The 13607-nt window shown below is 38.9% G+C and carries 5 protein-coding genes and 1 pseudogene; 2 read left to right on the top strand and 4 right to left on the bottom strand.

Features of this window, described 5'->3' with window-relative positions; translation table 11 throughout:
• Window positions 1-49: 49 nt before the first annotated feature.
• Window positions 50-1243 carry a hypothetical protein gene (locus tag FD723_RS31355; RefSeq protein WP_179068822.1) on the bottom strand — a complete coding sequence of 398 codons (1194 nt, stop codon included), beginning with the start codon at window positions 1241-1243 and terminating at the stop codon, window positions 50-52.
• A 334-nt stretch (window positions 1244-1577) separates the two neighbouring features.
• The gene (locus FD723_RS31350; protein WP_179068821.1) at window positions 1578-3371 is read right to left on the bottom strand and encodes a calcium-binding protein; all 1794 of its coding nucleotides are present in this window, start codon (window positions 3369-3371) and stop codon (window positions 1578-1580) included.
• Window positions 3372-4858: 1487 nt separating this feature from the next.
• Between FD723_RS31350 and ftsH4 the strand changes: the two genes are divergently transcribed.
• Complete coding sequence (gene ftsH4, locus FD723_RS31345) at window positions 4859-6724, top strand: ATP-dependent zinc metalloprotease FtsH (protein WP_179068820.1); 1866 nt, start codon at window positions 4859-4861, stop codon at window positions 6722-6724.
• 45 nt (window positions 6725-6769) lie between these two features.
• On the opposite strand, the pseudogene FD723_RS44250 reads toward ftsH4, so the two are convergent.
• Window positions 6770-7167: pseudogene (locus FD723_RS44250) on the bottom strand (transposase); the annotation flags it as partial.
• A gap of 106 nt (window positions 7168-7273) precedes the next feature.
• Window positions 7274-12055, bottom strand: a complete 4782-nt coding sequence (locus FD723_RS31335) for a glycosyltransferase (protein ID WP_179068819.1) — start codon at window positions 12053-12055, stop codon at window positions 7274-7276.
• 572 nt (window positions 12056-12627) lie between these two features.
• Between FD723_RS31335 and FD723_RS31330 the strand changes: the two genes are divergently transcribed.
• Window positions 12628-13602, top strand: a complete 975-nt coding sequence (locus FD723_RS31330; RefSeq protein WP_179068818.1) for a glycosyltransferase family 2 protein — start codon at window positions 12628-12630, stop codon at window positions 13600-13602.
• Window positions 13603-13607: the final 5 nt, after the last annotated feature.

Raw genomic sequence — 13607 nt, 5'->3', positions numbered from 1 at the left:
TTACGCCGTGTTGTACTAACTAGACTTTTTCTAGCCGATGTACTTCAAATCAATTTTGCCCAGGACTTCTATATTTGTCTCGAATCTGACGAAGATATAAGGAATTAGACTGTGTTGGTTGCTGTTGCACATAATTCCCATAATTAGATTGTGCTGGTTGCGTCGGTTGTTGCAATCCATTATTACCGTATCCGAAAGGGTTGGTGGGTGTGACAACACTTTGATTCGGACTCTGGCTAGAGTAAGGTGCAATATTATTTGGTGCGATTGAGGTGACTGGGGGTGTCACTGGTACTACATTAGGCACTACTTGACCGTTATTTAAATTAGTGTAGGGACTTTGCGGCAAGTTCGTACCTGTAGTTAAACCATTATTAGGCAATACCTGACCGTTATTTAAATTAGTGTAGGGACTTTGCGGTAAGTTTGTACCCGTTGACGTGTAGTTTTTCCCAGGAGTTAAGCCAGTACTTGGTAGAGAATTCTGATTCGGTAAGCTGTTGATGGGTGGCATTAGCGTTGTTGCTGGGTCAGAGACTCCGTTCAAGGCATTTGTCTGAGTTGAAGTCGTACCATTGAAACTAGAAAATTTCTGGTTTGTCGATTGGTTGAGTGCTGCTTGCAGAGGATTGATTGAGAGAGAATTTTGACTCTTGTTAGTTTGATTGGTCAATCCAATATCCAGGTTAGAAGATGTTTGTTCTCCCCCTGTTGGTTCAGACGCCCCATTTAAGGTTTTAAGACCGAGAAACTGATTACCACTATCAGCCGTCCCAGTACGCAATAAATTTTCTGTTTGTGTAACAAAGGGATTTTTCACGGCTGGGGAGGTGTCGCCATTAACGCCTAAAGCAGGATTTACTTTAGTATCACCAGGAGAATTTTGTTTTTTAATTACATCCTCTAAGAAGCCTTTGCTTTTGTCTTTAGCCTTTTCTTTAGGCGTATTTGCCGTTAATGAGAGAGCTGCTTCTTCAAAGTCGTTAAACAAAACTGGTAGGTTATCAATGTCTGCTGCGATCGCTTTATTTTCCTCTGATAGGGAGGAATCAACAGGTGCTTGGGAAGTGACTTCGTTTTTTTGCTTATAAACGAAAATATCTGGATTTGACCAGTATTCCCAGGTTACTAGCCCAACTACAGACAAAACAATTGCAGTTACCCAAAAACCAGGTCGCCCTAGATTCCATAACCTGGCTCTGAGATAGCGTAAGTAGGCGGGAGGATAACGACGATTTGGCATGGGATTGGTAATTGAAATTTACTATAAATTGGTAAAATTTGATGGAAGAAGTGTTGCTGTTTGATTTTTTATACTTATCTCAGCAGGAAATATCTCAAATATCTCAGCTGAACTTCGACTGTAATTTTATGCTAACTTCTCAAGAAATTATTAGTCATTAGCAAGTCAAAAATTTATTATTTACTTTTATGAACTAAACGGTTTAGTTCATAATTTATGATATTTCCACAAATTATCCGCCTATTAAAATACATTCCCAGTCTTAAGACTGGGAACGAGGCTAAACAAATCTTTGGGTCTAAATACTTAAAAAAACTGTAATTTTACAGCGTTATTATACAACGCTGACCCCTAATGTATAAGCGAAATCACCACTCGATGTGCTACCAGAGAAAGTTCCGCCATCTTCAGGGAATAAAGCATATTTACTGACTGAAATGGAGTATGTACCTGCACTCAGGGAACTGCTGATTAATGACGAATTACCACCGCCGCTATCGTCGTCAGCTTGCAATAAAGTCCCGAGATCGTCAAACAGTCCAAGAACTGTATCTCCCGATGTCACTGTCCTGATAGTGACAGTTCCGGCATTTGCTAAAGAAAATGTAAAAAAGTCAAATGATGAGAAATTTCCCCCTGGTTGAACTGTTGCTAGTTGGGCTGAAAGATTAACGTTTGAGCCAGATGATAAGGAACCTAACCCTTCAGCAGTAGTCAGTGTATTATTTGTAGCTTCCCCAGGATTTTCTTGCTCATAGAAAAGGAAGTCATCACTATCAAGTCTAAGATTGTTTCTTCCCTGCAAAATACCTATGATCTCATCTGGTTCTGATCCTGGTTTATCTACGAATATTCGTGTATTGCTACCAACAACTTGCAGGCGGTAGTCGAGTGGAGTTCCTTTGAGTTCAATTCGATCTTGGCTAGAATCAAAGTCAGTAATAGTAGCAAAGTCTGCAAAACCAGAATTCGCACTATTGTTATCGTCGTAGAAAATATTTATAGCATCCCCCAGGATAAATCTATCTATCCCAGCCCCGCCAGTTAAGGTATCAGTTTCCCCTAATCCAGGTGGAAGCAGACTACCAGGAAAAGTACCGATGAGGATATCGTTTCCAGACCCACCATTGAGTATGTCATTGCCGGGCCCGCCTTGTAGGCTGTCATTGCCATCCTCACCATTCAGGATATCGTTGCCCAAATTACCATCTATGGTATCATTGCCTGCTCTTCCATTGAGAGTGTTGTTAGCACTATTCCCAAAAAGGAAGTTATTAAGACTATTACCTGTTCCGTTGATGGCGCTATTTCCTATCAGCCTCAGGTTCTCCAGATTGGCGCCTAATGTGTAAGTGACAGAAGACCGGACGGTATCTGTGCCTGAATTTGCAGCCTCTATAATAGTATCAAGAGTAGTGTCTACGATGTAAGTGTCGTCACCGGCTCCCCCATTTAAGCTGTCAATACCCAAGCCGCCATCAATTGTGTCGTTGCCATTATTGCCGGATAATTTGTTATTTTGGTTGTCGCCAGTAATGCTATCATTTGCGTTTGTACCAATGACATTATCAAAGTTGACTACAGTAAATGGCAATGTTCCCAAACCAGGAACGTTATTGGCAGCTAAACTTTGAGTTTGCAGGTTAACGGTGATAAAGACCCCAGATGAAGATAATGATGCATCTATGGTGTTGTTTGCAACGTTAGCATTAGCAACAATCTTTTCGACTTTAAAGAGTAGGTCTTGCCCCAATCCTCCGGCTTTTGTAATGGTTCCGACACCTGACAAGGTAATGCTTTGACCTAGTTGACTGTAGTCTGCGGTATCAACACCATCTCCGCCATCAAGGCTGTCGTTACCCTGACTGCCTTTGAGGATGTCATTGCCTGCACCACCTCTAAGTGTGTCGTTTTCTGTGCCCCCATCAAGTGTGTCATTACCATCTCCACCACTTAAACTATCGTTCCCCGTCCCACCTAGAAGAGAATCGTTACCAGCTAAACCATTTAAGGTATCGTTGCCGGATAAGCTAATTGCACTACCATTACTAGCCCAACCAACTATTGTGTCATTTCCCAAAGTCCCATTTTTCGTATCATTACCTGTGGTGCCGAAAGTAATTGCCATGTTATCTCTCCTGAATTTCTCACTAATAAGTAAGTTGAGCCTCAATCAAAGAACTATTCATTAGTTCAATGCAGATTACTTGCCATTTGCGTAATCTATATTTTGATTTTGCGAGTAATATCATGTTCATCGGATCGCTTACAATGTGTCATTGCAAGTAGAAAGTTCGCAGAGTGTCTCTACGAAAGGCTGCGCCAATGGGTTCTCTAAAAGAGTACGCAATGACAACTAGTCAGCCGGACATGATATAATTTCTGAATAAAAAATATCCAACTACTTATTGTGTGTAGGCTGACCGAAAAGCCAGCTTTGGGTTGCAGACGAGCGAGATGCCTGCTCTCCAAAATCAGATAATTTATTGTTTGAAAATCATTGAATTGATTACGCAAATGACCAATTAATCAAGTAATTAGGTCAAATATTTTGGTTTTTTATGCCAATTTTTTTTGAACCAATCTGTCTGTAATTATTTAATTACCATGAAGTACAAGGTTACACAAACTCATTTACCAAATCTTCAAAATTCCAATAAATACGATTCATAATACATTGATATATATATGTAACATTAATTAAATATATTTTTCAAATTTACTGATTTTTTTGGTTAAAGCTGCCAGTTTTTTATCTGAACGGGATATTGTCATTCAATTAGGTTTCAAGAAAAAGATTTTTTTGTTAAAAATGATTATTTTTAATTAAAAAAAATACTTTTCTATTAGAGAAATCAATTTTAATTTACATAAAATAAACTTATATATTATTCAGGAATTTTTGCGCTGAATAACAAGCGAGCTTTACATAAATTTTATATACTTAAGTAAGTTGGCACAATAAAACCAAACTGTGTTGAGAAAAGTAAACAAGGCTCAAACTCTTTTTTCCCCTGCTCCTTGCCTGATGCCAACAATAATTCTTAGTTATTTGCGATCGCTTCTGAAGGTATCTGAGTATCAATCCAGGTTAGATTTATCGCAGGTGACAGTGTTGTAGCAAAAAATGCGGTGATTTATCTTTGCGTCTCCTAATCTCTGTATCTTATATCACAGCCTTCTCCTCACTAAAGTTATCTTATTCCGAGTGGTGTTAATTCTTTGAGTACGGTAAACCGTATTTACTCGTTAGTTCCCAAAGATTAATTTAATTGTTAAGTTTAGTTACATAAATAAATGCTGCAAACGTTGCTAAACAGGAGAAATTATGAGAAATGGTAGTATTTTTGACAATCAAGGCAAACTGAACAACTTTGCGTCACTAATAGCGCATCCTTTCAGGGAAGTAAGCTACACACAGCATCACAGTCAATTGTAGAGTTGTATAAATTGCTTAGATTGGGCGAATATAGCAGCATTTTTGACCAGTCTTTAATTAATTTTCTCAAAGCGTTAAAGAAGATGAGCAAGTAGGGTGAGAAGAAGCAACATCTATTCTCTATTTCTCATTTCTCATTCTCCATTTAGGTTTCATTTTAAGGATTGGTAACATCTATGGGAATTAAAGAACAGCCTAAGTCACCTCGGTTTCGGATAGTTGCGAATATATTGCTAGGAGTATCAGGGCTATTTCTGCTCTTAAATTTATTTTTGCCTGGTTTATTTACTTCTGGCCCTACTGGCGTTCCCTATAGCCTATTTATTCATCAAGTACAGGAAGGAGAAGTCAGTCGCGTTTCCGTTGGTCAAAACGAGATTATTTACCAACTAAAAACAGAAAATGCCGAACCTGCTCAGGTATTTGCCACTACACCAATCTTTGATTTAGAGTTACCCAAACTGCTAGAACAAAAGGGAGTTGAGTTCGCTGCTACACCTCCACCGAAAAATACCTGGTTTACAACCCTCTTGAGTTGGGTGATTCCACCACTGATTTTTATTGGTATTTGGCAGTTCTTTCTCGCCCGTAGTGGTGGCGGTGGTCCCCAAGGCGCTCTTTCCATTGGTAAAAGCAAAGCTAAGGTTTATGTTGAAGGCGAATCCGCGAAAATCACCTTTGCAGATGTGGCTGGGGTCGAAGAAGCGAAAACTGAGTTAGTAGAAATTGTGGATTTCCTCAAGACTCCAGCGCGCTTTACGCAAATTGGCGCTAGAATTCCCAAGGGTGTATTGTTAGTTGGCCCTCCTGGTACTGGTAAGACACTTTTAGCAAAAGCTGTAGCAGGAGAAGCAGGAGTTCCATTTTTCAGCATCTCTGGTTCTGAGTTTGTGGAATTGTTTGTTGGTGTAGGTTCTTCCAGAGTAAGGGATTTGTTTGAGCAGGCTAAAAAACAAGCTCCGTGTATTATATTCATTGATGAATTGGATGCGATCGGTAAATCTCGTAGTAGTAATGGCTTTTACGGTGGTAATGATGAGCGAGAACAAACCCTCAACCAATTACTAACTGAAATGGACGGGTTTGCAGCTGGTGATGCAACGGTAATTGTCCTAGCAGCGACCAACCGCCCCGAAATACTAGACCCAGCATTGCTGCGTCCAGGCCGCTTTGACCGCCAAGTATTGGTAGACCGTCCTGATTTATCAGATCGAGAAGCAATTCTCAAGATTCACGCTCAAAAGGTAAAATTAGGAGATGATGTAAATTTAAAAGCGATCGCTACTCGTACCCCTGGTTTTGCTGGCGCAGATTTGGCAAATTTGGTGAACGAAGCCGCATTATTAGCAGCGCGTAATCTGCGTGAAAGGGTTGCTCAAGAAGACTTTGCCGAAGCAATTGAGCGGGTAGTCGCCGGTTTAGAGAAGAAGAGTCGAGTGATGAATGAGACTGAGAAAAAGATCGTTGCATACCATGAAGTTGGTCATGCAATGGTCGGGGCACTCACAACCGGAAACGGTCGGGTAGAAAAGATTTCGATTATTCCTCGTGGGATGGCAGCTTTGGGCTACACTCTGCAATTACCAACTGAAGACCGCTTTTTGATGAATGAAGCAGAATTGCGGGGTCAGATTGCAACTCTGTTAGGTGGACGTTCGGCTGAAGAGATTGTGTTTAACAGTATTACCACAGGTGCTTCTAACGATTTGCAACGAGCAACTGATTTGGCAGAACGGATGGTAACAGCTTATGGTATGAGTAAAGTTTTAGGACCATTAGCTTATCAACAAGGGCAACAAGCAGCATTCCTGGGTAATGGTGGTGCTAATCCCCGACGGGCAGTAAGTGAAGAAACGTCGAAAGCTATTGATAGCGAAGTCAAGGAAATCGTAGAAACAGCCCACGAGCAAGCCCTAGAGATTCTCAGACAGAATCGAGACTTGCTAGAAGCGATCGCTACTCAACTTTTAGAAACAGAGGTTATTGAAGGCGAAAAACTGCACAGTTTATTGAGTCAAGTGAAACCCGTAGCTAATTCGTAATTCATACATAGAGGGACGCAGAAGATAACTTTGCGCCCCTCTGCGTTAAACCTCTGCGTTCCTCTGCGTTTCAAAAATGCCACTTCCCGCAATGCAAACACCAGCTAGAAAAAACGCCAAAGCACCCCCAACTGCACCAAAAAAAGGTGTTATTTTGGTAAATGGGGAAATATAATACCAAATAAACTCATCGCTAAAGCACCTCTTAAAGTTGCAAGTATGTTATGAGAAACTAATGCCATTGAAAATGAAAACAAAGTGGCTTTCGGATAAGCTAGAGTCTGAATCTCTCCATGAAAATTTTTAGTTACTGTTTGAAATAACCTTTCTATATTCCACCGATTACGATATATTTCAGCGATTTTTGTAGCTGGTACAGATTCTGGTAAATTACTAAAAATTGCTATTTCCCATTCTTTATCTCTTGTTGGGACAAATAACTGTGAGAGACAATAACTCTACTACGGCAGCCCTATCTCTTCATACTTAATTCCCCACCCATGAATAGGAGAAAATTTGTGATGGACAAGTATGTTATGGAGCTTAAATTTACCTGAGTGCAAGTAATAAAGCTACAGTTGCTAACTCCGTGTCAATTTCTGATTGGATCTGGGTTTGACGTGTTTGGATGGCTTCAGTAAAAATGTTTATCATTTCAAAATTACTGGAGCAAACTCTCAACTTAGATTTAGTTGGATAATTAATATCTTTCTCAACCGCAGTCACTTCTGGAGAGAATAAAGCTTGACAGTCAAGATACTGACTAAATTGACTAGAGACAGTGGAGTAATTATTGCTTTGGGAATTAGACTCGCCAGTGTATGTCCAATCAATAAAAGCAACTTGAGGAAATTCAGCACGGAGTAGAGGGAGGAAGTAATAGGCGATGTCTGTGTGAGAAATTACAACAATATCAATTTGACGAGATTGGATAATGTAGCGGATAAAAGCCAACCAGTACACTTGATCTAAGAAATTAGGTAGATGAAATATGTCTGGTGTGAGGCGATAAAAAGAATCATACCAAGGATGCTCTGATTTGAAGGTTGTGGCGATCGCCATTTCATAACCTTCTTTTTCCAGCAGCGTCACTAAGTCCAGATGAAATTTATCAACATTGCTATTGGAGAGGGAAGGAAAGAAAAACAGCAAGCGTTTCCCAGAATTGTCGCGCTTAAGGGAGTTTTGTCCGGCTATTTTATATTTGAGTTGCTGCGGGTTAAGTGATTGACGGTTGAGAGAAATATTTGCAGTCGGGGTGCTGCTTAAAAAATCATGGTAGCGCGACTGGATTAATTCAGTTACTCGCTTGAGTTCCCAAGGATCTTGCTCAACAGAATTAATGCTGCGATTGCACTCTAAATATTCAGGAATTGTCCATCCAAGTTGTTGATTGGCGATCGCTTTTAGCCATCGTTCCCAATCTGCATATAACTTTAAGTCTGTGTCAAATCCCCCTAGTTGCTCAAAATCCGCTTTGCGGTACAGCAATCCTCTTGTAAACTGATTTTCATCCGACAATGAAGCAAGTTGGCTCAAACTATGATTGCACCAGTATTCCTCTGCTTGAAAGATCGCAGAGTAGGAGTTAACAAAGGAAAATTCCGAATGGGTTTCTAAGAACAGAAGGCTTTTTTCGATATATGTGGGGTCAATAATGTCAACCAAATTGAGAAAAAATAAATATTTGCCTCTAGCTTGGGCGATCGCTGTGTTGCGTCCTGCTGCATCACCTTGTTGATTAGAATGACAGAGGACTTTTATTTTGTTCGTTCTTTGAGATAATGACTCAATGAATGCTATTGCATCGGCGTTTGTCGAGCCGTCATTGACAATAATCCATTCAAAATTTTGCCAGGTTTGGTTAATTACACTTCTGTAGGTAGTTTCAAAATACTGATAGTCGTTAAGAAACACAGAAATAATTGAAACTACAGGAGATTCAGAAGCTTCTGGCTGAAAAAATCTCACTTTTTGGCTAGCAATGAGAGCAACAAAATCTCGGATAGGAATGTCGGAGTTAACTTGATTTGCTAACTGAAGTAGATCGGGCTTTTTCGAGCCGATTAGCCGTTTGAATTTTAACCAAGCACTGCGGAGTTGCCAAAACTTACTCGCAGACATCATCGTGCTAAAAGATTGCCATCGTTCCCACTCAAACTCAGCTTTTTGCGCCCTCAACATCCATGTCTGCCATTGTACCTCTAGCCAGTCCTTCCCAGCTTGTAGTTGTTGATTCCATGCTTGCAAGCTTTTTAGAGTTTCTTGGGTTTGTGTGAGTTCGTCTTGAATTTGCTGTGCAGTTAGCATCCAAGCCTGAGACTGAGGAGATAAATTTTGGTTATTTTGATGAGTAAAGTGCCATATTTTACCTGAGTTTTGCTGTTGCAGAAGTTGCTCAATACCTGTGAGCAGGAAATTAAGCTGGCGTTGATTCCACTTACTAGGCTCAATTTGATATAAGTATTGACGCAGATAATACCGTTCTTTAGCTAGATTTACAGAATTAATTCTTGAGTCAGAATTGCTAGTGACGTAGAGAGGATAAGGGTAGTAAGCAATTTCTTTACCAGTGGCGATCGCTGCTGCTAAAATGTGCCAATTGAGAGCGAACAATCCCCTTTCTGGGAAGTAGCGAAATTCTTGCAGCAGTTTGAGCGAAAATAACGCAGATATATCTTGGTTGTGGTTAAACTCCAGCAACTTGAGTAAGGAACCATCGATGAGAGGGATCGCTTCTAGTTCTCCATCTTCTTGCAGTGTAACTTGCGGACATACTACCACATCTGCATTAGATGCGATCGCCGCCGTCACTAAATTTTCTAGCATATCTGGTAAGGCAATATGTTCCACAGCCAACTGTAAAATATACTCTCCTGCTGCTAATTCGACTAAGTAATTATAACTTTCTCCTAAACTCCAGTTCGCATCTAAATTTAAATATTTATAGCTAGGAAACTTAGTTTGAGCTTGAATAATTCTTTCTTGTAAATACTCATCAGATGATTCTCGATACCCGATAATCACATCAAAATTCTTATAAGTTTGGGCGGCAAGACTTTCTAAGCACTCTAATATATTATTTACTGTCTGCCAGCAGACAATAGCAATTGTGACTTTAGGAGTTTGAGGTTCTTTAGGAGCGGCATTAATAAAAGCTTGACTCATATATTCTAATCTTTGGTTTAGCAGGCGTTGATTGATTTTTTGTAAAAATTCATATTGGGGAATTAATGGTTTTTCAGGATAAGCATTAATTGCCTCGGTTATAGTTTGAGCGAGAGAATAGTAATTTGCTGGGTGAAAGTAATGCACACAGTCATAACGCTCAATTAAATTTAAAGTTTCTTGGAATCCACCTGTATTTGAAACTACTAAACTAACGGGTAACTGTCCCATTTCTAATCCCGCATTGGGAAAGTTTTCTTGGATGCTTGTTAAGCAAACAATTGGGTGATTTAATTCAGTAATAAATGTAATTGCATCTTGACTGGATAAATTTGGTATTAAGTTGTATCTTATGTGACTATCAAGTTGTTGTTCGATATACTGCTGACTATCTAGATGTTGTAGTTGGGACGATTGCAGGGGAATAATTTTTCCCATAAAAATAATCTGAATTCTCTCAACTAAAATAGGATTCAGTAATTTGATTGCTTCTACAAAAGTGCAAAGTCCTTTTCTCTCTTCCAGACGGCCGAAAAAGACAACAGGTATTTTATCTACATTGAGATTATTTTGATTTGCAAATCCCTCACTTTTACCTTGCTGATTTATAATAGGTACAAAGTATGGTAAATGATGAGAATGGGATATTTCCCAACCATAACTTTCTAATTTGGACTTGAGGAAGTATGAAGGAAAATAAGCGACATCTGCATTCTCATAGGAAAATTGCTCGTAGTGGTAAGCTTGCCAAAACCATTGGGGTTGCTCTAGAGTATATTGACTATTAACCTCGCGCAACCATTCAAAGCACCCATGAGCAGTGACGCCAATAAGACAACTGTCACCCAGCAAACCAGTTTTTTTAGCTTGAATTGTGCGATAGCCAAACCCCCAAATGTCTGGAAATTCTATATAAACGACTGCATCTGGCAAGCTAGAGACGACTGCTTGAGTGAAGAATAAACAACAGCAACTCTGATAGTCGAAACTATTGCTAATTGCATCTTGTTGCGTTGTCGCTAAAATTTGATGATGAATTGGTTGGAGATTTAAAACCTGTTTGATTTTGTGAGTAGAGAGGACGCAATCTACATCAGGAAAGCTTGTTTCTCCTTGAAAGTCAGATTCAGTTTGACAAAGCAGTAGGATGACATACCAACCATCAGATTTAAGTTTCTGACTTAAGGTTGTATAGTAAGTGCCTATGCCACCATTTTGAGAAAAACCTTCAAATTCATTGCTAACAAGGATTGCTAATTTTTGAGGGGAGGGGTTAAGTTTTTCTAAAAACTGAGCCTGAAAATTAATTTCAAAGTTTGCCCAATTAGAAATTCTTAAATTAGAATTTTTTGTCCCTAATTTTTCTATAAGTATCTCTGGTGTTAGGGGGTCAACTTCATAATCAAAAGTATCCAATCTTTTCACACCCTCTGGTCTTTGTCCAACTATGTAGCGATCATAAAATTCATCCTCTACCTCAAATACTTGTAGCTTTTCAGAGGTTAGCGTCTCTCTGTAGCAAAAATGGGTCAAGATGTTTTGAGGAACTAAGCTGCATACAGCTGCGACTCTTTCAACAATAGTTGTATTAGGTGGCGATCCGTGAAAAAGTCGCTTATCATATACTAGCGCTTGTCCAGCTTTCATCGAGATGCTGCTGAGATAATTTTGTTGTAAAATTGACAGTATCTCTTGACTGTAGGAAAAGCCATCAAAAACAAAAATTGGTCTAGGTTTTGAATTCAACAAATGGCTTTTTTTGACAACTTGGAGACAGCCATTTTGCTCGTCTACATCAATTAGAGGACACCACACTCCAAAGGATGTTAAAGATGTTTCATCTACTAAAGATGGGTCTTGATGGAGAGGCATTTCACTCAATAATACATCAGGGCTTTTAAAAACTAAATTACAAAGTACTATTCTATATTCGGGGAATAAAATTTTCAATTTGGAAGCAAAATGTCTTTTTACTTCCTGAGTAAGTAGCCTCCGATATGATAAATCTGAGGTACTCATACTAAAAGTCATACCAGTAGTTGCCAAATTATTAGGAAAAGAATACTTTTCGTTAAATTTGAGGAAGCTTTTTACTTCAGTTTCATTGAGAAATTCAATGACTGCATATCCATTCTTTTCAAGTTCTTGATGAATTTTACGCATTTGAGAATAATTCTGCTAAATTAATAGTGCCAGTGTCTTTAAAATAACTACGTTATTTACGTACACATTACTTATATTATTAAATACCTGTTGCTGATTGAACTCAGAGAAAGTATACTACTTCAGAAGCATAAATTTTTAACAGGCATGGGAAATGCTTGACAGTATACACTTTCCACTCTTTACCACTTCTGTTTCCAGAGTATTTTTTACATTTATTAATTTTTGGTAAGGGTAGCTAAAAGCATCACTTCTCTTAGAGATATGGATTGAAGAATTTATGAAAAATGTCAAAAAAAGTACAAATGATTATGAAGAAAAGCTAAAAAATCGAAAAGTGGCTTGAAATTTGTGGATAATTCAATTGCCAGTAACCGGGGAGAGCATTCCAGATGTATGAAAGCATAAATCGTGAGAAATCAGATCCCCGACTTATGTATGCTGCTGGCGAATCAGGAGTAAGATCCTTCCTTATCCCGAAATCCTGCCGTCATCCTACAAGGATGTGAGCTATATGTTGCTGTGTGCGATCGCTTCTAATTATCAACTAAATTATCACGAAATTATTTTTAATGTCATATCTTTCTGCAACTGTGATTATCTGTACTGTAGATAGGTGTAACTTTCTCTCAAGAGTGATGAGTGCTGTTTCGCTTTGGCGATGTTCTTTTCAAGAGCTGATTGTAGTCGTTGGCCCGGCACAAGATGATACAAAGTTAGTTTTATTAGAATATAAGGATATTATTAATCAAGTTATTTTGACTGAGCAAAGAAATGTGAGTGTGGCTAGAAACTTAGGTTTAAAAGCTGCAACAAAAGACATTATTTTTTATCTTGATGATGATGTTATTCCTCCCGACAATTGGATAGATTTACATTTACAAATTTACCGAGAACAGGGAGCAAGTTGTGGTTGTGTGGGTGGAGCAGTTATAGATAAAACTCAACCAAATGGTGCATTGCAATTTGCTAGAGGCGTCAATAGTCGTTTGAGCGAATCTCGACCTGTTCTTTGTGCGACAGAGACAACTAGATATATCTCTAACCCTCAATGGTTTTGTGGTGTAATGGGAGCCAATGCTTCATATAAACGAGAAGCTTTAGTGAAAATTGGCTATTTTGATGAGTTTTTTGAATATTTTTTAGAAGAAACTGATGTCTGTTTGCGTTTGTTGGAAGCTGGGTACAGGGTTCATCATATAGATGTGGTTGTAGAACACTATGTGCAACCTAGTCATAATCGCCGCGATCGCCGACATCTCACCTGTTGGTATTCTTTAGCTAAAAATACTACTTACTTTGCTTTAAAACACGGTTGTCAAAAACTACCTTTCCCAATGTTTTTAATCCGTCTCACTTTACTTCTGAACTACCGTTGTTTGTTAAGAATTTTACGCCTTAAGTTGACTCACAATCTGCCTTTTTCTTTGTTATTTCAATATATTCAAGATTCTATTGTCGGTGTTCGTCACGGCTGGGAGGCTGGAATGAAATTGCATAATCCTCAAGACTGGAAAAATGAGAAAATGAGAGTAAAATTAGGATGATGCTG

Source organism: Nostoc sp. C052, from assembly GCF_013393905.1.
GTDB lineage: Bacteria > Cyanobacteriota > Cyanobacteriia > Cyanobacteriales > Nostocaceae > Nostoc.
The sequence above is the reverse complement of the archived record's forward strand: the minus strand, read 5'-3'. Positions and strand labels throughout refer to the sequence as shown.